This is a genomic window from Mesorhizobium sp. Cs1299R1N1 (assembly GCF_037179655.1).
In the GTDB taxonomy this organism is placed as follows: domain Bacteria; phylum Pseudomonadota; class Alphaproteobacteria; order Rhizobiales; family Rhizobiaceae; genus Mesorhizobium; species Mesorhizobium salmacidum.
In genome coordinates this window covers 1-23,254 of sequence record NZ_JAPYKR010000018.1, presented here as the reverse complement: position 1 = coordinate 23,254, position 23,254 = coordinate 1, and the positions used below count along the sequence as shown (strand labels likewise).

Below are 23,254 nucleotides of genomic sequence, written 5' to 3'. Positions count from 1 at the left end.
GCTTGGCACAACCGAAGCGCCAATCAATCGAGCCGACCGAGGAAGCAACCGAGAGCCGGCAGCGAGAGCGCGTTTTCCTCGACGGAAGCAGTGCCGCCCAAGACAGCCGCGACAGTTCCGATATCCTCAGGCAACGGCCAAGTCGCCGGCTCTCCGGCGAAATTGAAGACACAGAGCAGCCTCTCCCCACCACCCTCGCGGATGAAGGCGAGCACGTCGCCCTCGGTATCGAGAAAGCGGATCGAGCCGCCGACCAGCGCAGGATGCTGTTTGCGCAAGGCGAGCGCCGAGCGGTAGGCCGACAGCACCGATTGCTCCTCGCCGTTCTGCACATCGACCGCGCGGGCGCGATGGCTTGCCGGCACAGGCAGCCAGGGTTTCGCGGTGGAAAAGCCCGCATTGTCGGCGCCCGCCTCCCAGACCATCGGCGTGCGGCAGCCGTCCCTGCCCTTCACACCGGGCCAGAAGCGGATGCCGACGGGATCGCGCAGATCCTCGTAGGCAAGCTCCGCCTCCTCAAGGCCGAGCTCCTCGCCCTGATAGAGGCAAATCGAACCGCGCAAGCTGCTCAACAGCGTGATCGAGAATTTGGCCACCCGGTCGGGATCGCCACCCGGCCGCGTCCAGCGGCTGACATGGCGCACCACGTCATGGTTGGAAAACGCCCAGCAGACCCAGCCATCGGCAACCGCATTTTCGAAGGCCTCGACGCAGCCACGCACATGCGCCGCGGAGAATTGCGAGCCGAGCAGGTCGAAAGTGTAGCTCATCTGAAGCTTATCGCCGCCGGAGGTGTAGGCGGCGAGCGTCTGCAAGGAGCGGCCTTCATCGCCGATCTCGCCGACGGCGGCGCGGCCCTCATACTCGTCCAGCAATGCCCGAAAGCGCCTGAGGAAATCGAGGTTTTCCGGCTGCGTCTTGTCGAACAGATGCTCCTGATAGAGGTAGGTGCTGGTCTCCGTATTGGTGCCGGCAACACTCGAAGCCAAGGGCGGATTGCCGCGCAGCCAGCGGTCGTGGACATAGTAATTAACCGTGTCGAGCCGGAAGCCGTCGACACCGCGCTCGAGCCAGAACCGCACCGTGTCCAGCAACGCCTCCTGGACGTCCGGATTGTGGAAATTGAGATCGGGCTGCGAGGCGAGGAAATTGTGCATGTAATATTGGCGGCGGGTCGCGTCCCACTCCCAGGATGGTCCCCCGAAGACCGACAGCCAATTGTTGGGCGCGCCGCCGTCCGGCTTGGCGTCGGCCCAGACGTACCAGTCGGCCTTGGCGTTGTCGCGGCTGGCGCGGCTTTCGATGAACCATTCATGCTTGTCGGATGAATGCGACAGCACCTGGTCGATGATGATTTTCAAGCCGAGCCTGTGCGCTTCGGCGATAAGCGCATCGAAATCCGCCAATGTGCCGAACATCGGGTCGACGTCGCGATAGTCCGATACATCATAGCCCATGTCGGCCATCGGCGACTTGAAGAAGGGCGACAGCCAGACAGCGTCGACGCCGAGCGAGGCGATATGAGCGAGCCGTGATGTGATGCCCTTGAGATCGCCGCTGCCGTCGCCGGTGGTGTCCTGGAAAGAGCGCGGATAGACTTGGTAGACGACGCAGCCTCGCCACCATTCGGGCCTCTGCATGGCATTGTCGTCGGACATTTACGAACCCTTCCCGGCGCAACCGTTTCCGGTCCGGCCCTCGATCATGAAATTGACGCTGCGGCCCGGCAGCGGGCGTAGAAGGTCGATCGCCTGCGTCTCGATTGCCGCGCGCCAATGGAAGCCATCTCGCACTGGCAAGGTGAAGACGCATTGGCGGCGGTCGCCGTTGATCATGACGGCAAGCCGACCGCCCACGGCATCGCGCAGCAGCATGACGAGGCGATGCCGGCTGGAGTCGTTCCAGTCGCTCTCGTTGAGCGGAGCGCCCGTCTCTGTCAGCCACGAGACATCGGGGATGTCGGAACCGTCAACCGCTTGCCCGGTCAGGAAACGCATGTCCGACAGTGCCGGCACGGCCTGGCGAAGCGTTGCGAGGGCCGATGCGTAACGCTCCAGCGCCTGGTCGCGGGCTGCCCAGTCAAGCCAGGTGATGGTGTTATCCTGCGCATAGGCGTTGTTGTTGCCTTTCTGGGTGCGGCCGAACTCGTCGCCTGCGGTCAGCATGATGGTGCCGCGCGAGACGAACAGCGTGGCGAGCAGTGCGCACTGGTCGTCGAAGCGCGCCTTGGTGATCGCCGCATCGTCCGTCTCGCCTTCGGTACCATTGTTCCAGGACAGGTTTTCGTTATGGCCGTCGCGGTTCTGCTCGCCATTGGCCCCGTTGTGCTTGCGCTCATAGGAGACGATATCAGCCAGCGTCATGCCGTCATGGGCGGCGATGAAGTTCACGCTGCGGCTTGCCGGCGACCCTGCCCCGTTGAACGCGTCGGACGATCCGGCAAGGCGCGTGGCGAGAGCACCGACCATGCCGGCATCGCCGCGCCAGAAGCGTCTGACATCGTCGCGGTAGCGATCGTTCCACTCAAGGAACGGCGGCCGGAAATTGCCAAGTTGATAGCCGTTTGCCCCGATATCCCAAGGCTCGGCGATCAGCACGCGGTCGCGGAGTACCGGATCATGGGTGATGGCCCGGAGCAGCGGCGCTTCCGGATCGAAGATACCATCGACCCGGCCCAGCACCGGAGCCAGATCGAAACGGAAGCCGTCGACGCCGGCCTGGCGCACGAAATGACGGAGTGTGTCGAGCACCATTTCCCGCACCACCGGATGGTCGCAAGCGATCGTGTCGCCGGTGCCCGTGTCATTGACCAGCACGCCATCCGGCCGGTGCCGATAGTAGGCCTGGTTGTCGAGGCCGCGTAGCGAGAGCGTCGGCCCCAGCCTGTCGCTTTCGCCGGTATGGTTGAAGACGAGGTCGAGAATGGTGCCGATGCCGGCCCGGCGTAGCGCAGCGACTGTATCCTGCAATTCCGTCAGGCCGCCGGGCGCGAGGCGTGGGTCGAGCGCCATGAAGGTCACGGGATTGTAGCCCCAGGCATTGCTTAAGCCCAGCGGCGGCAGATGCCGCTCGTCGATCGACGCCGTCACCGGCATCAGTTCGACAGCGGAGACTCCGAGCCTTTGCAGATGCTCGATGATGGCTGGATGGGCAAGTGCGGCGATCGTACCGCGCTGTTCTTGGGGCACATCCGGGTGGAGCTTGGTGAAGGCGCGGACATTCAATTCGTAGATCAGGCCGCCCGGACGAAACAGCGGCGGCAGGATCGGTGGGGCCGCGGGCAAGGCCTTGGCCACGGCCTTGGGCATCACCGACGCGGTGTCGGCGCCCTCATTGCGCCGCGCGGCGAGCCGCCAGTGATAGGCATAGGGCCGGTCGATCTCGACGGCGTAAGGATCGGTCAGCAGCTTGTCGGGGTCGAACCACAGCCCACGCTCGGGTGCATAGTCGCCGTCGGCCCGCAGGCCATAGCGCGCGCCCAAGGCCAGGCCGGAGACGAAAAGCGCATGCATGCCGTCGCCTTCCGGCGTCAGCTCCAGCCGATCGAGTTCGCGGCTTCCCTGCTCGTCGAAGATCGAAACCCAGAGGCGACGGGCCGACGAGGACCATACGGCGAAGCGGATGCCTTCAGGGGTAATGGTGGCGCCGAGCGACGTCATGCGCGCGAGCCTTCTCGGCTGCAAACGTCGGAGACTAGCTGGGCTTTCCCCGACTTCGTCATCCTAGGGCGAAGCAGGAGCGAAGCTCCGTCGCGAAGACCCTGGGATCCATGCCGTGACCTTAATCGAAGAGCGCGGCGCAGCAGAATTCTGCACCGTGGCAACGCCGTCGTGTCACGGCATGGATCCTCGGGTCTGCGCCGCGTCGCTACGCTCCTTGCTCCGCCCGTGGATGACGAAAGGATAGGGGTTTCGGACAATCTCCAATGCATGCAGTCCGTCACGCCCCCTCAACAGTCTCGCTGCGCGCCGATCCACCGCCCTGGGGCGAGCCACTGGTCTCGCCCCGTACTTCGGACCCTACAAGGGGAGAAGGGAAGGCCTCATCCACCACCCTCAAGTAATCACGCTGGGCTTGTTGCGGCCGGTGTGGCTCTTGATCCCGGCAATGTCGTCGGCGGCGGCGATGAGATCGGCGAGCGCCTCCTGCGTGTCGAGATCGTGCCTCGCCTGATCCGGCTCGTAGCGCTCGATATAGACGCGCAGGGTCGCGCCCGAAGTGCCGGTGCCCGAAAGCCGGAAGACGACGCGCGAGCCGCCTTCGAACAGCACCCTTATACCCTGGTTCTCGCTGGTCGAGCCGTCGACGGGGTCGTGATAGGCAAAATCGTCGGCCTTGGCGATCTTCAGGCCACGCACGCTGGTGCCCGGCAGCGAGCCGAGCTTGGCCCTGAGTTCGTCGACCAGCGCATTGGCGCGGTCGGTCTCGACCTCCTCATAGTCGTGCCGCGAATAGTAATTGCGCCCATAGGTCGCCCAATGTTCGGTGACGATCTGTTTGCAGCTTTCGCCGCGCGCGGCCAGGATGTTGAGCCACAGCAGCACGGCCCAAAGACCGTCCTTTTCGCGGACATGGTTGGAGCCGGTGCCGGCACTTTCCTCGCCGCAGATGGTCGCCATGCCGGCGTCGAGCAGATTGCCGAAGAACTTCCAGCCAGTAGGCGTCTCGTAGATGCCGATACCGAGCTTGTGGGCGACGCGGTCGGCGGCACCGCTGGTCGGCATCGAGCGGGCAATACCCTTGAGGCCTTCCTTGTAGCCGGGTGCCAGGCGGGCATTGGCGGCGAGCATGGCGACCGAATCCGACGGGGTGACGAAAATGCCCTTGCCGATGATAAGATTGCGGTCGCCGTCGCCATCGGAGGCGGCGCCGAAATCCGGCGCGTCCGGTCCCATCATCTCGTCATAGAGGTGCTTGGCATGGACGAGGTTGGGATCGGGGTGATGGCCGCCGAAATCCGGCAGCGGCTTGAAATTGCGGCAGGTGCCGTTCGGTGCGCCGAGGCGGTGTTCGAGGATTTCCTTGGCGTAGGGTCCGGTCACCGCATGCATGGCGTCGAAGCGCATGCGAAAGCCCGACTTGAACAGTTTGCGCAGCGCATCGAAATCGAACAGGCTCTCCATCAGCTCGGCATAGTCGGTGACCGGATCGATGATCTCGATGGTCATACCGCCAGCCTTGACGGTCCCGACCGTATCGATGTCGATCGGATCGATGTCGGCGGTCTTGAAGCTCGAAATCGCCTTGGTCTTGGCAAAAATGGCGTCGGTCAGCTTTTCCGGCGCTGGGCCGCCATTGCCCGCATTGTACTTGATGCCGAAATCCTCGTGCGGGCCGCCAGGATTGTGGCTGGCCGACAGGATGATGCCGCCGAAGGTCTTGTATTTTCGGATGACATGAGAGGCCGCCGGCGTCGACAATATGCCGCCCTGCCCGACCATCACCTTGCCGAAACCGTTGGCGGCGGCCATGGCAATGGCCTTCTGGATGACCTCGCGGTTGTAGAAGCGGCCGTCGCCGCCGATCACCAGGGTCTTGCCGGCAAATCCGTCGAGCGCGTCGAAGATCGACTGGATGAAGTTCTCGGCATAGTGCTCCTGCTGGAACACTGGTACCTTCTTGCGCAGTCCCGACGTACCGGGCTTCTGGTCGGAATAGGGCTTGGTGGGGACGGTGCGTATCATGCTTCAGGCAACCCTTTTCGAAAGCAGCAGGCGATAAAGTTCGACGTATTTTTCGGCGCTTCGGTCCCACGACAGATCGGTCTTCATGCCATGGCGCTGGATGGTTTCGAAGCTTGCGGGACTGGCATGGGCATCGACCAGGCGGCGGATGGCGTGCAGCAGCGCGCCGCCATTGTTGGGAGCAAACTGGAACCCGGTCGCCACGCCCGCGGCCATTGCTGCTTCATTGGCATCGATGATGGTGTCGGCAAGGCCGCCAGTGCGCGCGACGACCGGCACGCAGCCATAGCGCAGGCCATAAAGCTGCGTCAGCCCGCAAGGCTCGAAGCGCGAAGGAATAACGATGGCGTCGCAGCCGCCCTGCATGATGTGCGACAGCTGCTCATCATAGCCGACGACGACGCCGATGCGGCCACGGTGGCGTGCGGCCGCGGCCAGCAGCGCGCCTTCGAGGCCCGCGTCGCCCGAGCCCAGGATGGCCAGCCTTGCGCCTGTCGCGACGATGCCGTCGACCACCGTCGCCAATATGTCCATGCCCTTCTGCCATGTCAGCCGGCTGACGACACAGACAATCGGGCTGTCGTCGCGGTCGAGGCCGAAACGGTCCTCGACGGCGGCCCTGTTGGGCGCCCGGGTCTTCAACGTTTCGGCCGTATAGGTCGATACCAGATGCTTGTCGGTCTCCGGATCCCAGATGGCGGTATCGATGCCGTTGACGATGCCATGGAGATCGCTTGAACGCATGTTGATGAGACCGTCGAGGCCCATGCCGAATTCCGGCGAACGGATCTCCTGCGCATAGGTCGGGCTCACCGTTGTGATCGCCCAGGCCGCCTGCAAGCCAGCCTTGAGGAAGCCGACACCGCCATAATATTCGACGCCGTCAAGTGCCATCGCCGCGGCCGGCAGGCCGAGCTCGCCGAAGATGCCGGCGCCGAACTGGCCCTGGAAGGCGAGATTGTGGACGGTCATCATCGACGGGATGCCAACGGCCTTGCCATAGCGCATATAAGCCAGCGTCATCGCCGACTGCCAGTCATGAGCATGGACGATGTCAGGCAGGTAGCCCGAAATGGCGCCGCCGGCGATATCGGCGCCGGCCTGGCTCAGCGCCGCGAAGCGCCGCCAATTGTCCGGCCAATCGGCGCCCGAGGCGTTGCCGTAGGGACCGCCAGGGCGGTCGAACAGATGCGGCGCGTCGAGCACGAACAGGTCGAGCCCGGCGACCTCGACGGCATGGACCGAGGCCTTGCCGCCCTGCAGCAAAGGGTACTGATAGACGGCCTTCTTTTTCTTGAAGGCGTTCATCACCACCGGAAAGCCCGGGATGAGCGTGCGCATGGTCACGCCCTTGGCCGAGAGCGCAATAGGCAGCGCGCCGGTTACGTCAGCCAGTCCGCCGGTCTTGATCAGCGGGAAGATTTCGGGCGTGACCGACAGAACATGCATACGCTTAACGATCCGCTCCTGGTCCATGTCGCCCAGAACCGTGTAGCGGTTTTGGGACCACGACATGCACAAAACACCCTAAAGTGACAGCTTGTTGATCATGTCCTGTGTGATCAGGCAGATACCCTTTTCCGAGACGCGGAAGCGCTTGGCGTCGATCGCGGGATCCTCGCCGACCACCAGCCCTTCCGGTATCCTTACACCGTGGTCGATGACGACGCGCTTCAACTTTGCGTTCCGGCCGACATGAACGTCGGGCAGCATGACAACCTCCTCCAGCGTCGAATAGGAATTGATGCGCGCACCGGTGAAAATCAGGCTTTTCTTCAGCGAAGCGCCCGAGACGATGCAATCGCCCGACACCAGTGACGAGACGGCGGAACCGCGCCTGCCGTCCTCGTCATGGACGAACTTTGCCGGCGGCTTCAACTCGGCATAGGTCCAGATCGGCCAGTCGCGGTCGTAGAGGTCGAGTTCCGGCGTCACGTCGGTCAAGTCGATATTGGCTTCCCAATAGGCGTCGACCGTGCCGACATCGCGCCAGTAGGCCTCGTTCTCGGCGGTCGAACGCACGCAGGACTTGGTGAAGCGGTGCGCGATCGCCTTACCGTGCGTGACGATATAGGGGATGATATCCTTGCCGAAGTCGCGGCTGGAGCCCGGCTCGGCGGCGTCGCGGCGCAGTTGCTCCATTAGGAACTTGGTCTTGAAGACGTAGATGCCCATCGAGGCCAAGGCGAATTCCGGATTACCCGGAATTCCCGGCGGATCGGCGGGCTTTTCGACGAAGGCGATGATGTTGTCCTTGGCATCGACATGCATGACGCCGAAGCCGGTCGCTTCCATGCGTGGCACTTCGAGGCAGCCGACCGTGACATCGGCGCCGGCATCGACATGCTGGCGCAGCATCATCTCGTAATCCATCTTGTAGATGTGATCGCCGGCCAGGATGACCATGTATTCCGGACCATAGGCCTCGATGATGTCGATGTTCTGGTAGACGGCGTCCGCCGTGCCTTCATACCATTGCGTTTCCGACACGCGCTGACTGGCCGGCAGGATGTCGAAGCTCTCATTTCGCTCGGGCCGCAGGAAGTTCCAGCCGCGCTGCAGGTGGCGGATCAGCGAATGCGCCTTGTACTGGGTGGCGACGCCGAGGCGGCGGATGCCGGAATTGAGCGCATTGGAGAGCGCGAAATCGATGATGCGCGTCTTGCCGCCGAAATAGACCGCCGGCTTGGCGCGCCGGTCGGTCAATTCCTTGAGGCGGCTGCCGCGCCCGCCGGCCAGCACATAGGCCATGGCGTCGCGGGCCAGCGGCTGGGTTCGTTTCAAGTCTGCCATTCCTACCCTCCCAAGTTACTCGTCTATATGCGTTGACCAGCCTTAACGAGTTCAGTCGGCGGCGAGTTCAAGCATGATCGTCGACAGCGGTGGCAGAAGCATCGTTGCCGAAATGCTCTTGCCCTCCGCCCGTGCCTCGACCACGCCGCCATTGCCCATGCCGGAGCCGCCATATTCGGAAGCGTCGGTGTTGATGATCTCGCGCCACTTGCCTGCCTTCGGCAGAGGCACACGATAATTGTCGCGCGGCACCGGTGTGAAATTGGAGATGACGGCGACCGGATTGCCGCCGGGAGCGTTGCGCACCCAGGCGAAAACCGAATTCTGGCTGTCGTCGACGATCAGCCAGGAAAACCCTTCCGGCTCGCAGTCGCGGCCATGCAGGGCCGGGCGTGAACGATAGAGATAGTTGAGATCGCGCACCGTCTGCCAGACACCGCGATGCGGGCGGAAATCGAGCAGGTTCCAATCGAGCGCGCGCGCCTCGCTCCATTCGCGGCGCTGCGCGAATTCCTGGCCCATGAACAGCAGCTTCTTGCCGGGATATCCCCACATGAAGCCGTAATAGGCCCGCAAGGTCGCGAATTTCTGCCAGTCGTCGCCGGCCATCTTGCCGAGCAGCGTGCCCTTGCCGTGCACGACCTCGTCATGCGAGAGCGGCAGCACGAAATTCTCCGAGAAGGCGTAGGTCAGGCCGAATGTGAGCTCGTTGTGGTGGTGCTTGCGGAAAATCGGCTCCTTGGAAAAATACTCCAGCGTGTCGTGCATGAAGCCCATGTTCCACTTGAAGCCGAAGCCCAGCCCGCCTTCGTGGACAGGCGCCGAGACCTTTGGCCATGAAGTCGATTCCTCGGCGATGGTCATGACGCCGGGATGGTGCCCGTAGAGCTCCTTGTTCATTTTCTGCAGGAAGCTGACCGCTTCGAGGTTTTCGCGCCCACCCTTCTCGTTGGGAATCCATTCGCCCTGCTTGCGCGAATAGTCGAGGTAGAGCATCGAGGCGACCGCGTCGACGCGAAGACCGTCGACATGGTATTTTTCGGCCCAGAATAGTGCGTTGTTGACGAGGAACGACACCACCTCGCGGCGGCCGAAATTGTAGATCGCGGTGTTCCAGTCCGGGTGGAAGCCCTTGCGCGGGTCGGCATGCTCGTAGAGCGCGGTGCCGTCGAAATGGACCAGACCGTGCTCGTCGACAGGGAAATGCGCCGGCACCCAGTCGAGAATGACGCCGATGCCGGCACGGTGGGCGCCATCGACAAAGCGGGCAAAGCCGTCCGGATCGCCGAAGCGGGCCGATGGCGCGTAGAGGCCGGTTGTCTGGTAGCCCCAGGACGGGTCATAGGGATGCTCGGAGATCGGCAGGAATTCGACATGGGTGAAACCGGCCTCGACCACATAGGGGATCAGCCGGTCGGCCAGTTCATCCCATGACAGGAAGGTGCCGTCGTCGCGAAGCTGCCAGGAACCGGCGTGGACTTCGTAAATCGAGATGGCTTCGCGCCGAGGGTCGGCGTTGCGCCAGAAATTGCGATGCGCCTCGTCACCCCATGGATGGGCCGGCGGCACCGCGGTCACAGAGGCGGTTGCCGGGCGCAGCTCCGACTTGAAGGCGAACGGATCGGCCTTCAGCGGCAACCTGACGCCATCGGGGCCTATGATTTCGTATTTATAGGGCCGGCCGGCACCAATATCGGGAATGAACAGCTCCCAGATGCCGGTGTCGCGACGGTCGCGCATCGTATGCCGGCGGCCGTCCCAGTCATTGAAATCGCCGACTACCGAGACGCGCCGGGCATTGGGCGCCCATACCGCGAAATGCACGCCGGTAGCGCCTTCGTGCTCGATGACATGCGCGCCGAGCTTGTCGAACAGCCTGAGATGCGAACCTTCGGCGATGTAGTAGTCGTCCATCGGCCCGAGCACCGGGCCGAACGAATAGGGATCGGTCAGCCACCAGTCGCCGCCGGCATTGCGCGCGTGGTAGCGAAGCGGTTGGCGCTTCCTGATCGACAGCTTGCCCTCGAAGAAACCGGCGTCGTCGCGCCTGGTCAATTCGCCCGCCTCGATGCCGGTCAGCGTGTAGGCGGTGACGGACTGCGCGTGCGGAACGAAGCAGCGCGCGAACAGGCTCTTGCCGGCCTCCTGGACACCGAGAACCGCAAAGGGATTGCCGTGCGTACCGGCGACAATCGCCGCAACATCGCTGGCTGGCGCCAGTCCGTCCGGCCCGCTTGTCGCAGCGGTCGCGCGCGGCTTCCTCATCAGGCAGCGTCCCTCCCAGGGCACCAGCTATTCATTTCCAGCGATGTGAGTTGGGATTCAACTCGCATCACCGGGACCACATTGTTCGTGGCTCATGCAATCACATCAGACCGGCACGTTCCAGATTTCTTTCGCGTATTGACGGATCGTGCGATCGGAGGAGAACCAGCCGACGCGGGCGACGTTGCGGATGGCGCGCGCGTACCAGTCCGGGCTGTTGCGCCAGACAGCATCGACGTCGCGCTGGCAGGCGGCATAGGCGTCGAAATCCGCCGCGACCATGAACCAGTCGGTGTCGTAGAGACCGTTGATGAGATCGCGGTAGCGATTGGGATCATCGGGCGAGAAGACGCCTGACGAAACGGCCGCGACCGCCTGCGCCAGTTCCGAGGATGCTTCGATGACGCCGCGCGGATTATAGCCATTGTTGCGCCGCTCGGCGACTTCTTCGGTGGTGAGGCCGAAGATGAAGATGTTGTCGTCGCCGACATGCTCCTTGATCTCGACATTGGCGCCGTCAAGCGTGCCGATGGTCAGCGCGCCGTTCAGCGCGAACTTCATGTTGCCGGTCCCCGACGCTTCCATGCCTGCGGTCGAGATCTGCTCGGAAAGATCGGCGGCCGGCATCAGCACCTCGGCCAGGCTGACATTGTAGTTCGGTACGAACACGACCTTCAGCAGGCCACGCACCGAAGGGTCACTGTTGATCACCCTGGCGACATCGTTGGCCAGTTTGATGATCAGCTTGGCGTTGTGGTAGCTAGGCGCGGCCTTGCCGCCGAAGAATTTCACGCGCGGCATCCAGTCGCGCTCGGGATGCGAACGGATCTGGTCATAGAGCGCGATTGCTTCGAGGATGTTGAGGAGTTGGCGCTTGTATTCGTGGATGCGCTTGACCTGGATGTCGAAGAGCGCCGAAGGGTCGAGCTTGATGCCGAGGCGATCGGCTACCAGATTGGCAAGCCTCACCTTGTTCTGGCGCTTCACGGCGGCGAATTTTTCGCGGAAGGCTGTGTCGTCGGCGAGAGGATCGAGCCCCTTGATCGCCTCGATGTCATCCATGAAGCGGTCGCCGATTGCCTCGCGGGCAAGCGCGGTGAGGCCCGGATTGCACTGGATGAGCCAGCGCCGCGGCGTGATGCCATTGGTCTTGTTGTTAATGCGATCGGGATAAAGTTTGTGCAGGTCGGCGAAGACCGTCTTCTTCATCAATTCGGTGTGCAGCGCCGACACGCCGTTGATCGAATGCGAACCGACAAAGGCCAAATTGCCCATGCGCACCCGGCGGTCGCCATTCTCCTGGATCAGCGAGATGCGGCTGATCTGCTCGTCCGAGAACTGGTCGGTGGCGCGGGCTTCGAGCAGCACCTGCGCGTTGATGGCGTAGACGATCTGCATGTGGCGCGGCAGGAGCCGCTCGAACAGCGGCACCGACCAGCTTTCCAGCGCCTCGGGCAGCAGCGTATGGTTGGTGTAGCCGAAGGTGCGCTTGGTGATGTCCCAGGCGAGATCGAAATCCATGCCATGGACATCCATCAAGAGCCGCATCAGTTCAGGCACGGCGATCGCCGGATGGGTGTCGTTGAGGTGGATCGCGGCCTTGTCGGGCAGCGACTTCAGGTCGCCATATTGGCTGAGATGGCGCTGGACGATGTCCTGCAGCGAAGCGGTCGAGAAGAAGTATTCCTGGCGCAGCCTGAGCTCCTGCCCGGCCATGTGGGAATCGGCTGGATAGAGCACGCGCGACAGCGCATCGGCCTTGTTGCTTTCAGCCAGCGCCCCGATGTGGTCGCCGGCATTGAACTTGTCGAGCAGGATCGGATCGATCGGCATGCCCGACCACAGTCGTAGCGTGTTGACGCGCTTGGCGCGCCAGCCGGCCACGGGCGTATCGTAGGCGACCGCCAGAACATGTTCCCTCGGCTTCCAGACATGGCGTTCGAGGCGCCCTTCCCTGGAGGTGATTGATTCGACCGAACCGCCGAAGCCGACTTCGAAGGAGCGCTCGCGGCGCTCGAACTCCCAGGGGTTGCCATGGTCAAGCCAGGTCTCGGGCAGTTCGACCTGCCAGCCGTCATGGATTTCCTGGCGGAACATGCCGTTGGCATAACGGATGCCGTAGCCATGCGCGGGAATGTCGACGGTCGCCATGCTTTCCATGAAGCAGGCGGCGAGCCGTCCGAGGCCGCCATTGCCAAGGGCAGCGTCCGGCTCGAGCGCCGCGATCAGGTCGAGGTCGACGCCGAGCGACGACAGCGCCTCACGCATATTCTCCATCAGGCCGAGATTGGAAAACGCGTCGCGCATCAGACGCCCGATCAGGAATTCGAGCGAGAGGTAATAGACGCGCTTTTCCTGCTGGTCGTAGGCTTCCTTGGTCGCCTGCATCCAATGGTCGACGACGCGATCGCGCACGACCTTGATCGAGGCGGTCAGCCAGTCGTACTGGGTCGCGACGGCGGTGTCCTTGCCGACCCGGTATTTGAGCGACATCAAAACTTCTTCGGCGAGCGTCTTGGGATCGGGATTGTCGAGAGCGGGGGCTTCGATCGTCATGGCGGATGTCATATCGCCTCTCGTTCGGTTTGGCCTGATCATACCGGCTTTCACCGTTTCTCCCAGCCTATCCTAGTGCATTGCAGCATGTTTTCAATCGATTAGAGAATACTCCCGCCTGCTTACCCTGCGGCAACTTGGCAGTTCAGGCCGCCAATGCCACCTCCGGGGGTGTTTTTGCCCCGGTCATGAAGGCAACGGCATCGGACATCGTATATTGCTTGGGGTCGATGACGCACAGGCGACGGCCCAGACGGTGGATGTGGATACGGTCGGCCACCTCGAAGACGTGCGGCATGTTGTGCGAGATCAGCACGATCGGCAGACCACGCTTCTTCACGTCGAGGATCAGTTCGAGCACGCGGCGGCTCTCCTTGACGCCCAGTGCCGCCGTCGGCTCGTCCATGATGACCATCTTCGAGCCGAAGGCGGCGGCGCGGGCCACCGCCACGCCCTGGCGCTGGCCGCCCGACAGCGTCTCCACCGCCTGGCTGATGTTCTGGATGGTCATCAAGCCGAGTTCGGTGAGCTTGTCGCGAGCGCGCTTTTCCATTGCCGGACGGTCGAGCATGCGAAGCCACTGGCCGACAAAGCCGGGTTTGCGGATCTCGCGGCCGAGGAACATGTTGTCGGCGATCGACAGCGCCGGCGACAGCGCCAGGTTCTGGTAGACGGTTTCGATGCCGGCTTCGCGAGCTTCCATCGGCGACTTGAAGGAGACGGGTTTGCCTTCGAGCCGGATTTCGCCTTCGTCCGGCACGGCCGCGCCGGAAATCGCCTTGATGAGCGACGACTTGCCGGCGCCGTTGTCGCCGATGACGGCAAGGATTTCGCCGGGGTAAAGGTCGAAATCGGCATTGTCGAGAGCCGTGACGCGGCCATAGCGCTTGACCAGACCGCGCGCGGTGAGGATGGGTTCCTGGGTCATGCTGAAACCTTTCTGATCCATTGGTCGATGGCGACGGCGCCGATGATCAGCACGCCGGTGAGCAGCACTTTCCATTGCGGATCGGCGCCCAGCATGTTGAGGCCCATCGAGACGACGCCGACAATCATGGCGCCGAACAAGGTGCCGAGGATGGAGCCGCGGCCACCGAAGAGAGAAATACCGCCGATCACCGTCGCGGTGATCGCCTGCAGATTGTAGTCGGTGACGGCGGCGGACGGCGAGATCGAGCCGTTGCGGCCGATGGAAACCCAGGCCGCGAAAGCGGCGATCAGCCCGGCAAGGGTGTAGACCGTCATCAGCACCTTCTTGGTCTGGATGCCCGACAGCTTCGCCGCCTCCTGGTCATCGCCGACGGCGTAGACATGACGGCCCCATGCGGTGTGGTTGAGCACGTACCAAAGAACCAGCACGAGCACGACCGTGGCGATGACGCCGAGCGTCAGCACCGCCGTGCCGACCTTGAAGCTCATGGCAAACAGGTGCAGCAGCGGTGCCTGATTGTCGACGTCGGTGTCGCGGATCGTCTCATTGGCCGAATAGATGAAGTTCGTGGCCATGACGATATTCCAGGTGCCAAGCGTCACGATGAAGGGCGGCAGCTTCATATAGGCGACCAGCAGCCCGTTCAGCAGCCCGCAAGCCGCACCGGCGGCAAGCCCGATCGCCACGGCGAGCACGCTCGGCATGCCGTAGCTGACCGCGCAATTGCCCATGATCACGGCCGAAATCACCATGATCACCCCGATCGACAGGTCGATGCCGGCGGTCAGGATGACCAGCGTCTGCGCGGCCCCGAGAATGCCGACGATGGCGATCTGCTGCAGGATCAGCGTCAGTGTGTAGGACGAGAAGAATCGCCCTCCGATCGTGATGCCGAAGATGATAATCGACAGAAGCAGCACGATCAGCGGCACGGCGGCCGGCGTCGAATGCAGAAAATGCTGGATGCGCTTGACGGCTGATTTGTGCTCGTCGAAAGCGGCCACGCTTGTGTCGCTGGCCGAGAGAACCTTCTCGAATTCCTGAACTTGAGCCATGTTTTCTCCCCGTAGGGCTTCAGCCACGCGCTGACGCCGTCCACGCCTTCCGGTCTGTCGCCGGGATTATTCGCGTTTACAGTGATGCATCGTCCACCCGATGCGGCCGGGGATCAAGCCCCCGGCCGATCGGTTTTGTTCCGGTCAGGCCGGCATTAGCCCCAGCACTTGGCGAGGCCTTCCTTGGTGTCGATGGACTTGACGCCGTTGGCGGGCTTGTCGGTGACGAGATTGACGCCGGTGTCGAAGAAGTTCTTGCCCTCGGTCGGCTTCGGCTTGGTGCCATCCTTGGCGAAAGCGGCGATCGCTTCGATGCCGAGTGCGGCCATCTGCAGCGGATATTGCTGCGAGGTGGCGCCGATGACGCCTTCGGCGACCGACTTCACGCCGGGGCAACCGCCGTCGACCGAGACGATAAGCACCTGGCTTTCGAGGCCGACGGCCTTGAGCGCCTGATAGGCGCCGACCGCTGCCGGCTCGTTGATGGTGTGGATGACGGTGATGGTGTTGTCCTTCTGGAGAAGGTTTTCCATCGCCTTGCGGCCGCCTTCCTCGTTGCCGTTCGTCACATCATGGCCAACGATGCGCGGATCCACCTCATCGCCGATCTTGTTGGGGTCCTTCACGTCGATGCCGTAGCCCATCATGAAGCCCTGGTCGCGCAGAACGTCCACGGTCGGCTGCGAGGGGGTCAGGTCGAGGAAGCCGATCTTGGCATCCTTGGCCTTGTCGCCCAGCGTGGCGGCGGCCCAGGCGCCGATCAGCTTGCCGGCCTCCAGATTGTCGGTGGCGAAGGTCGCGTCGGCGGCGTCGATCGGGTCGAGCGGCGTGTCGAGCGCAATCACCAGCAGGCCCGCATCGCGCGCCTTCTTCACCGTCGGCACGATGCCCTTGGTGTCGGACGCAGTGATCAGAATGCCCTTGGCGCCATCGGCGATGCAGCTTTCGATCGCCGCCACCTGGCTCTCGCTGTCACCGTCGATCTTGCCCGCATAGGTCTTGAGATCGACGCCAAGTTCCTTGGCCTTGGCGGTCGCGCCCTCCTTCATCTTGACGAAGAACGGATTGGTGTCGGTCTTGGTGATCAGGCAGGCGCCGACGCCGGCGGCTGATGCGGACGAAGCGAACGCCATCAGACCCAGCGCGGCCGCCGCAAAAACGGTGGACTTCAACAGTTTTGTATTGGTCACGATTTTCCTCCCAGTGGACCATTTTCGAGTGCCGGCCAACCGGCACCCGCACGGCATCCAAGCGACTTCTCCCAGCGCGGATGCCCCCTCAAAGAACACCACACCAAGGCATCTGTCAATAATTAAATCACTCTTATTTATTATTGACAGCCTTGCGTCGTTCACTCATTCTGGCCCAAAAGCATTGCCGGGGAAACGACGGGAGGAACAGGGTGGAGACCGCCACTGCGAGGCATGGTTCGCCCGAAGCGAACGAGAGCCTTATTCACCGCGGCACCAACCAGAGCGGCATGCGCGACCACAACGAGCGCCTGGTGCTTTCGCTGGTGCGCCAGCACGGCAGTCTCGCGAAGTCCGACATTGCCCGCATGACCGGACTTTCGGCGCAGACGGTCTCGGTCATCATGCGCGAACTGGAGGAAGAAAGCCTGCTCGTGCGCCAGGCGCCGTTGCGTGGCAAGATCGGTCAGCCCTCGATCCCCATGGCGCTCAATCCCGAAGGCGCCTTCTTCATCGGCCTCAAGATCGGCCGCCGTAGCGCCGAACTCGTGCTGATCGATTTCCTCGGGCAGGTGCGCGCCATGCTGCAGCATTCCTACCGCTACCCTGCCCCACGCGAGACGGTCGAGTTTGTCACGTCGGGCATGAAGACGATGCGCGGCGAGCTGACACCGGCGCAGGACAAGCGCATTGCCGGACTCGGCATCGCCATGCCGTTCGAACTTTGGAACTGGGCCGACACCGCCGGCGCGCCGCTCGACGTCATGGACGAATGGCGCCATCGCGATATCAGGGCCGACATCCAGGCACAGTGCGATTTTCCGGTCTACCTGCAAAACGACGCCACCTCCGCCTGCGGCGCCGAACTGGTCTTCGGCCAGACGGGCGCGGCGCGGGACTTCGTCTATTTCTACATTGGCGCCTTTGCCGGCGGCGGCATCGTGCTCAACGGCCGGCTCTTCGGCGGACCGACCGGCAATGCCGGCGCGCTCGGCTCAATGCCCGTGCCCGGGCCGGATGGAAAACCGACCCAGCTGATCGACGTGGCCTCGATCGCCATGCTCGAAAAAACACTCAATGCGCGTGGCGTCGAGGCCTCGTATCTGTGGACCTCACCCGAGGATTGGGGGGAGATCGGCGCTGAGCTCGACGAGTGGATCGCCAGCGCCTCGCAGGCGCTCGCTTACGCCATCGTGGCAGCGTCCTCAGTCATCGATTTCGAGGCCGCGGTGATCGACGGCTGGATGCCGAAGGCCGTCCGTCAGAGGCTGGTCGAGGCGGTCGTGACGGCAATCGGTGCGATCGACGGCGAAGGGCTGAAACTTCCGGCCGTCCGCGAGGGAACCGTTGGCATCCATGCCCGGGCGCTCGGCGGCGCCAGCCTGCCGCTTTCCGAACGGTTCCTGATCGGTTCGACGACGATCTCCAGGAGCGCCTGAATGCTGATCGGGATTCCGGCGCTGCTTGGTCCGGAGCTTCTGGCGACGTTGCGCGCCATGGGCCATGGTGACGAGATTGCGCTGGTCGACGGGAACTATCCGGCGCAAGAGCAGGCAAGACGCCTCATCCGGACCGACGGCCATGCCCTCATTCCCGTACTCGACGCGATACTGACGCTGCTTCCGGTCGACGATGTCGTGCCGGAGGCGCTGTTTCGCGCCTCGGTGAAAGGCGATCCGTCGCTTGCCGACCCCGTCCATCATGAAATGGAGGCGATCTGCGCCAAACGCGCGCCGGGCCGCAAGGTGGTTGCGCTGGCCGGCACCGACTTCTATGCACGGGTCAGATCGGCGCATGCCATCGTCGCGACAAGCGAGCCGCGGCTTTACGCCAACATCATCATCCGCAAGGGCGTGATCTATCCGCCGGAGACCAGGAAGCCATGATCCTCTGCTGCGGCGAAGCCCTGATCGACATGCTGCCGCGCACCACCACCGAGGGTGAGCCGGCCTTTGCTCCCTATGTCGGCGGCGCCGTTTTCAACACGGCGATCGCGCTCGGCCGGCTCGGCGCGCCGGCCGGCTTCTTCTCGGGCCTGTCGTCGGACCTGTTCGGCGGCCAGTTCCGGGACGCGCTCGGGGCAAGCAAAGTGAGTTCAACCTACGCGCACACTTCGCCCCGGCCGACGACGCTGGCCTTCGTGCGGCTGAACAACGGCCAGGCGACCTACACCTTCTATGACGAGAACACGGCCGGGCGCATGCTGACCATCGAAGACCTGCCGCAACTCGGCGGCGAGATCGAGGCGATGCTGTTCGGCGCCATCAGCCTGATCTCGGAGCCGGCTGGCTCGGCCTATGAGGAGTTCATGCGGCGCGAGCATGAGGCCCGCGTGATGATGCTCGATCCCAACATCCGGCCGAACTTCATCCCCGACAAGGCCAAGCACCTCAGGCGCATCCGGGAGATGATGGCGATGGCCGACATCGTCAAACTGTCGGACGAAGACCTCCACTGGTTCGGCGAAGCCGGTTCGCACGAGGATGTGGTGCGCAATTGGCTCGAACGTGGCCCGAAGCTGATCGTCGTCACCCATGGCAGCGAAGGTGCCGTTGGCTACAGCAAGCAGCACCGTGTCACCGTCATACCGGAGACAGTCAAGGTGGTGGACACCGTCGGCGCCGGGGACACGTTCAACGCCGGCATCCTTGCCTCCCTGCATGAGCAAGGCCTGCTGGCGAAGGCGGCGATTTCCAGCCTGTCCGAAGACGCAATCCGCAAAGCATTGGCGCTCGGCGCCAAGGCGGCGGCAGTGACGGTATCACGAGCCGGCGCCAATCCCCCCTGGCGACACGAGATCGGCTGATCGGCTCCCGAAAGCGATCACTTTATGTTTCCATGCGCCAGAAAACCGCGACAAAAATGGCCTGAATTGCACCGCCAAGCCCGGATTCCCGGCTTTTTGGGGCAATGCGCCGGCAAAAAACGGGTAACGGGCTGCGACACTTGCACCCGATGCCCGGTCCGCAGCCGGCTTTTTCAGCCGCGCCAAGTCTGGTACCAGCGGGCCGGTTATTGGCAGGTATTGAGGCCGACATGCAGTTCATCGATCTTGGCGCGCAGCGCGAACGAATCCGCGACCGGCTGAAAGCCGCGATCGACCATGTTGTCGAGGATGGCCGCTATATCTTGGGCCCCCAGGTCGCCGAATTCGAAAAGAAGCTCGCCGCCTATGTCGGCGTCAAGCATGTGGTCGCCTGCGCCAACGGCACGGACGCATTGCTTTTGCCGCTGTTTGCCGCCGGCATCGGCCCGGGCGACGCGGTATTCGTGCCGAGCTTCACCTTCGCCGCCACGGCGGAAGTGGTGGCGCTGGCCAAGGCCGAGCCGGTTTTCGTCGATGTCGATCCGAAGACCTACAACATCGACATCGCCAGCCTCGAGGCGGCGATCGCGGCCATCAAGAAGGAAGGCCGACTGAAGCCGAAGGCGATCATCCCCGTCGACCTGTTCGGTCTTGCCGCCGACTACGAGGCGATCATGGCTATCGCCAATCGCGAAGGCTTGTTGGTGATCGAGGATGCCGCGCAGTCCATGGGTGGTTCGCTCGAAAGCAGGATGTGCGGCTCGTTCGGCCATGTCGGCTCGACCAGCTTCTATCCGGCCAAGCCGCTTGGCTGCTATGGCGACGGTGGCGCGATGTTCACCAATGATGACGCTTTGGCCGACACGCTGCGTTCCTTCGCCTTCCACGGCAAGGGCGAGACGCAATACGACAACATCCGCGTCGGCATCAATTCACGGCTGGATACGCTGCAGGCGGCAATCCTGATCGAGAAGCTGGCCATCCTCGAGGAAGAAATGGTAGCGCGGCAGGTGGTAGCCAAGCGCTATGCAGAAGGCCTGGGCGACATCGTCACCGCGGCCCGTAACCGGGATGGCAGCCGTTCGGCCTGGGCGCAATACGCGATCGAAACGCCCAAACGCGACGGCCTTAAAGCGCATCTGAGCGAAAAAGGCATCCCGTCTGTCATCTATTACGTCAAGCCGCTGCATGAGCAGATCGCCTATCGCGACTACCCGCGCTCGCCGACCGGTCTTGCGGTTTCGGAGGACCTGCCGATACGCATCCTGTGCCTGCCGATGCATCCCTATCTTAGCGAGGCCGACCAGGACCGGATCATCGAAACGATCCGCAACTATATCGGCTCGAACTCGGCGCAGGCCGCGGCCGAATAGGCGCCTGATAGCAGAGGCCGACACACCTCGTTCGCTTAGAGCGGTCGGGGCGCAGGCCGGCGCGTCGCGCCGTTATTCTGAGACGGCCGGCGCGCGTCTTGTGGTCCGGTCATCCAGCCGGGTCACGGAACGGCACTGCAATATGCAGATCCCTGCTGTGAAGACCAAAGTGCCCAGCACCCATGACAACCAGATCCGATGGTCGACCGACAGTTCGACAACAGCGATGATCAGGTAGTTGCTGGCTATGAAATGGCAGGGGCCGCGCAAACCGCCGATCATTCTTATGATCGCGCCCAGGAGCACCCCATACACAATGATGCCCAGCGCTCCGAGCTCGTACCACAAATCGAATACGATATTGTGTGCGCTTGGGAGATCCACCTGCGCATAATATGTGGGACTCACCACAACCCCGACCGCGTTTCTCATCGTATTGGCGCCATGGCCGAGAACGGGCTGGTCCGCAATGTGGGGCGAGATCATCTGCCAAAGATCAAGCCGCGCGGCGAACGTTCCTGGATAGAAAGCCAGCCATCCCGTGGTTTTGAGGTAGGCGAACAGCGGCGAGACGACGAAGGGGGCGATCAGGGCAAAAGACAAATAGACGGCGAAGAATGCGACCAAGGCGTGCTGGCGGTATTTGGCGGGCATGACAAACATCACCGCCACGAAGATAATCGCCAGATTGACGCCGGTCGATTGGCCGTAGAGCAATGTCAGCACGGCAAAGAGAGCCGCAAGCCCCCTCCAGACGAACCGCGGCTGGGCAAGAAACATGACGGCAAAAAAAGCTCCATAGACCGTGATCTTGTGGAGGGTGAAAACATTTTCCACAAATCGCGGATTTTCGGTCAAAAACGCAAAATACAGTTCCCAACCCATCACCGACACCAGGCCGATCAACATGCCGACCAATGAGACCCGCGCGAGCCGGTCGCGTTGAGCGCCCGGAAGCGCCAGAATGCACTCAAACAGCAGGATGGCGGCGACCGAGTAGCCAAACAGGTCCCTCGCCGCCATGAGAGAGCGGCTCGCGTTAACCGACCACAGAGCGCTCGACAGGACAAAGCCGGACAAGAGGGCCAGAGTTACGGCGAGGCCTATCGTTGCCCTGCCAAAGCGCGCACCCTTCGTCAAAAGGGTAAGAGCGCCCATGAGTGCCGCGACAAATGCCAGGGCCGTCGGAGACATTTCGACGAAGACGAAAAGGGCGGGAGAGAGGGCGTAGAGGCCCAGCAACATCCTGAGGACTATTTCGTCGCGATTGCTGGTCCATACCGGAAACCCGCCCAGAATGACGGCATGGCATTTCTGAAAAAAGGACATTCAACTACCGACTCAGGGAACGCCTATACAGGATAGGTTATCGGCGAAGGCACCTCAACGTTCGATACGTCCTGCGGTTGCAACCCTGCCGCTGGCGATGAAATGCGGATTGGCGAAGTCCTCGTCATCGGCCTGGTTGCGCTTGCCATAGGCCAAGGGCTTGCCGTCCAGCGTGCGTGTCGTGCCACCGGCGGCGCGCAGCACCGCGTCACCCGCCGCCGTGTCCCATTCCATGGTGCGGCCGAAGCGCGGATAGACATCCGCCTCGCCATTGGCGAGAAGGCAGAATTTCAGCGACGAACCGACCGAGACGATCTCGGCGGCACCAAGGTCGCGAATATAGGCTTCGGTTTCAGGCGTGTTGTGCGAGCGGCTGGCAACCACGGCCAGCGGCGTCGCGGCCGTTCTCACCGAAATCGACCGGCGAGAAACGATCTGGTAGTCGCCATCGATTTCGAGGGCTTCCGCCCTGCCCGGCAGACCGGAAAAGAAGCGGCCGCTGCATGGCGCGAAGACAACGCCGACTTCCGGCACGCCATGGCGGATAAGCGCGATGTTGACGGTGAAGTCGGTGCGCCGGTTCACGAATTCCTTGGTGCCGTCAAGCGGATCAATGAGGAAGAAGGCCTCGCCAAGGTCGCCCGGCATGACACCGGCCGCCGCCTCCTCCTCGGCCACGCAGGGAATGTCGGGGAATTCCGTACGCAGGCCGGCGAGGATGATCTTCTCGCTCTCGCGGTCCGCCTCGGTCACCGGCGAGGAATCCGATTTGCGGTCGACCGCGCAGCCGGCTTGGAACACACGCATGACCTCACGCCCGGCCGCTAGCGCCAGCCGCTCGAAGATCTCAAGCATCGACGTGTCGTCAGATGCCGCCGCCATTGTCATATTGATCTTCCGCAATGTCACGCTCGTTCAGCCAGTGTTCCAGGGCATCTACCATCTCTTCAGGCGACTTGCCGAGCGTCTTCAGGTGGATCTCCGGTTTCTCCGGTGCTTCATATGGAGAATCGACACCGGTGAAATTCTTGATTTCGCCATTCAGCGCGCGCGCATAGAGACCCTTCGGGTCACGCCTGGCGCATTCCTCGAAAGGCGTGTCGACAAAGACTTCGATGAACTCGCCACTGGCCATCAATTCCCTGGCCATGCGCCGCTCGGCTCTGAACGGCGAAATGAAGGAGACGATGACGATCAGCCCGGCGTCCGCCATCAGCTTGGCCACTTCGGCGACGCGGCGAATGTTCTCGACGCGATCGGCGTCGGTGAATC

General features: G+C 62.9%; 17 protein-coding genes. 4 read left to right on the top strand and 13 right to left on the bottom strand.

What is annotated here, in order from left to right; genetic code table 11:
• Window positions 1–23: 23 nt before the first annotated feature.
• The 10 genes from bglA to O7A70_RS29265 form a co-directional block, all read right to left on the bottom strand.
• Window positions 24–1,658, bottom strand: coding sequence for a beta-galactosidase BglA (gene bglA / locus O7A70_RS29310; RefSeq protein WP_337143451.1), 1,635 nt, complete (start codon window positions 1,656–1,658; stop codon window positions 24–26).
• Window positions 1,659–3,659, bottom strand: a complete 2,001-nt coding sequence (gene glgX, locus O7A70_RS29305; protein WP_337143450.1) for a glycogen debranching protein GlgX — start codon at window positions 3,657–3,659, stop codon at window positions 1,659–1,661.
• A gap of 396 nt (window positions 3,660–4,055) precedes the next feature.
• Complete coding sequence (locus O7A70_RS29300; protein WP_337143449.1) at window positions 4,056–5,684, bottom strand: alpha-D-glucose phosphate-specific phosphoglucomutase; 1,629 nt, start codon at window positions 5,682–5,684, stop codon at window positions 4,056–4,058.
• A 3-nt stretch (window positions 5,685–5,687) separates the two neighbouring features.
• On the bottom strand, window positions 5,688–7,133 hold the full coding sequence (glgA, locus tag O7A70_RS29295) for a glycogen synthase GlgA (protein ID WP_337143519.1): 1,446 nt from the start codon (window positions 7,131–7,133) through the stop codon (window positions 5,688–5,690).
• A gap of 78 nt (window positions 7,134–7,211) precedes the next feature.
• Window positions 7,212–8,477: a glucose-1-phosphate adenylyltransferase gene (glgC, locus tag O7A70_RS29290; RefSeq protein ID WP_027146638.1), complete on the bottom strand. Its 1,266-nt coding sequence runs from the start codon at window positions 8,475–8,477 to the stop codon at window positions 7,212–7,214.
• A gap of 51 nt (window positions 8,478–8,528) precedes the next feature.
• A complete protein-coding gene (gene glgB / locus O7A70_RS29285; RefSeq protein WP_337143448.1) occupies window positions 8,529–10,742 on the bottom strand; it encodes a 1,4-alpha-glucan branching protein GlgB in 2,214 nt (737 codons plus the stop codon).
• A 105-nt stretch (window positions 10,743–10,847) separates the two neighbouring features.
• Window positions 10,848–13,310 carry a glycogen/starch/alpha-glucan phosphorylase gene (locus tag O7A70_RS29280; RefSeq protein ID WP_337143447.1) on the bottom strand — a complete coding sequence of 821 codons (2,463 nt, stop codon included), beginning with the start codon at window positions 13,308–13,310 and terminating at the stop codon, window positions 10,848–10,850.
• Between the two features lie 133 nt (window positions 13,311–13,443).
• Entirely contained in the window at window positions 13,444–14,226 is a 783-nt protein-coding gene (locus tag O7A70_RS29275; protein WP_027146641.1) for an ATP-binding cassette domain-containing protein, read from the bottom strand.
• Window positions 14,223–15,284 carry an ABC transporter permease gene (locus tag O7A70_RS29270; protein ID WP_337143446.1) on the bottom strand — a complete coding sequence of 354 codons (1,062 nt, stop codon included), beginning with the start codon at window positions 15,282–15,284 and terminating at the stop codon, window positions 14,223–14,225. Before O7A70_RS29270 ends, O7A70_RS29275 begins: the two co-directional genes overlap by 4 nt.
• A gap of 155 nt (window positions 15,285–15,439) precedes the next feature.
• Entirely contained in the window at window positions 15,440–16,417 is a 978-nt protein-coding gene (locus tag O7A70_RS29265) for a sugar ABC transporter substrate-binding protein (protein WP_442921021.1), read from the bottom strand.
• A gap of 269 nt (window positions 16,418–16,686) precedes the next feature.
• Here O7A70_RS29265 and O7A70_RS29260 point away from each other — a divergent pair, with 269 nt between their 5' ends.
• The 4 genes from O7A70_RS29260 (at window position 16,687) to O7A70_RS29245 (ending at window position 20,653) form a co-directional block, all read left to right on the top strand.
• On the top strand, window positions 16,687–17,913 hold the full coding sequence (locus O7A70_RS29260) for an ROK family transcriptional regulator (RefSeq protein WP_337143445.1): 1,227 nt from the start codon (window positions 16,687–16,689) through the stop codon (window positions 17,911–17,913).
• Window positions 17,914–18,360: an RbsD/FucU family protein gene (locus O7A70_RS29255; RefSeq protein WP_337143444.1), complete on the top strand. Its 447-nt coding sequence runs from the start codon at window positions 17,914–17,916 to the stop codon at window positions 18,358–18,360.
• Window positions 18,357–19,280 carry a carbohydrate kinase family protein gene (locus O7A70_RS29250; protein ID WP_337143443.1) on the top strand — a complete coding sequence of 308 codons (924 nt, stop codon included), beginning with the start codon at window positions 18,357–18,359 and terminating at the stop codon, window positions 19,278–19,280. Before O7A70_RS29255 ends, O7A70_RS29250 begins: the two co-directional genes overlap by 4 nt.
• Window positions 19,281–19,510: 230 nt before the next feature.
• Complete coding sequence (locus O7A70_RS29245) at window positions 19,511–20,653, top strand: DegT/DnrJ/EryC1/StrS family aminotransferase (protein WP_337143442.1); 1,143 nt, start codon at window positions 19,511–19,513, stop codon at window positions 20,651–20,653.
• A 72-nt stretch (window positions 20,654–20,725) separates the two neighbouring features.
• Here O7A70_RS29245 and O7A70_RS29240 read toward each other — a convergent pair whose 3' ends face one another.
• From O7A70_RS29240 to cysC, 3 genes are all read right to left on the bottom strand, one after another.
• Window positions 20,726–21,982 carry an O-antigen ligase family protein gene (locus O7A70_RS29240; RefSeq protein WP_337143441.1) on the bottom strand — a complete coding sequence of 419 codons (1,257 nt, stop codon included), beginning with the start codon at window positions 21,980–21,982 and terminating at the stop codon, window positions 20,726–20,728.
• Between the two features lie 54 nt (window positions 21,983–22,036).
• Window positions 22,037–22,837, bottom strand: a complete 801-nt coding sequence (cysQ, locus tag O7A70_RS29235) for a 3'(2'),5'-bisphosphate nucleotidase CysQ (protein WP_337143440.1) — start codon at window positions 22,835–22,837, stop codon at window positions 22,037–22,039.
• A gap of 10 nt (window positions 22,838–22,847) precedes the next feature.
• Window positions 22,848–23,254: adenylyl-sulfate kinase (cysC, locus tag O7A70_RS29230; RefSeq protein WP_337143439.1), on the bottom strand; the 407-nt coding region annotated here is incomplete at its 5' end.

Bases quoted from the DNA above. Each gene is read 5' to 3' on its own strand.
- O7A70_RS29245 (WP_337143442.1), top strand. From the start codon at position 19,511: ATGCAGTTCATCGATCTTGGCGCGCAGCGCGAACGAATCCGCGACCGG.
- O7A70_RS29240 (WP_337143441.1), bottom strand. From the start codon at position 21,982: ATGTCCTTTTTTCAGAAATGCCATGCCGTCATTCTGGGCGGGTTTCCG.
- bglA (WP_337143451.1), bottom strand. From the start codon at position 1,658: ATGTCCGACGACAATGCCATGCAGAGGCCCGAATGGTGGCGAGGCTGC.
- O7A70_RS29280 (WP_337143447.1), bottom strand. From the start codon at position 13,310: ATGACATCCGCCATGACGATCGAAGCCCCCGCTCTCGACAATCCCGAT.
- O7A70_RS29275 (WP_027146641.1), bottom strand. From the start codon at position 14,226: ATGACCCAGGAACCCATCCTCACCGCGCGCGGTCTGGTCAAGCGCTAT.
- glgC (WP_027146638.1), bottom strand. From the start codon at position 8,477: ATGGCAGACTTGAAACGAACCCAGCCGCTGGCCCGCGACGCCATGGCC.
- O7A70_RS29300 (WP_337143449.1), bottom strand. From the start codon at position 5,684: ATGATACGCACCGTCCCCACCAAGCCCTATTCCGACCAGAAGCCCGGT.
- O7A70_RS29255 (WP_337143444.1), top strand. From the start codon at position 17,914: ATGCTGATCGGGATTCCGGCGCTGCTTGGTCCGGAGCTTCTGGCGACG.
- O7A70_RS29265 (WP_442921021.1), bottom strand. From the start codon at position 16,417: ATGGCGTTCGCTTCGTCCGCATCAGCCGCCGGCGTCGGCGCCTGCCTG.
- O7A70_RS29250 (WP_337143443.1), top strand. From the start codon at position 18,357: ATGATCCTCTGCTGCGGCGAAGCCCTGATCGACATGCTGCCGCGCACC.
- glgX (WP_337143450.1), bottom strand. From the start codon at position 3,659: ATGACGTCGCTCGGCGCCACCATTACCCCTGAAGGCATCCGCTTCGCC.
- cysQ (WP_337143440.1), bottom strand. From the start codon at position 22,837: ATGCTTGAGATCTTCGAGCGGCTGGCGCTAGCGGCCGGGCGTGAGGTC.
- O7A70_RS29270 (WP_337143446.1), bottom strand. From the start codon at position 15,284: ATGGCTCAAGTTCAGGAATTCGAGAAGGTTCTCTCGGCCAGCGACACA.
- glgA (WP_337143519.1), bottom strand. From the start codon at position 7,133: ATGCATGTTCTGTCGGTCACGCCCGAAATCTTCCCGCTGATCAAGACC.
- glgB (WP_337143448.1), bottom strand. From the start codon at position 10,742: ATGAGGAAGCCGCGCGCGACCGCTGCGACAAGCGGGCCGGACGGACTG.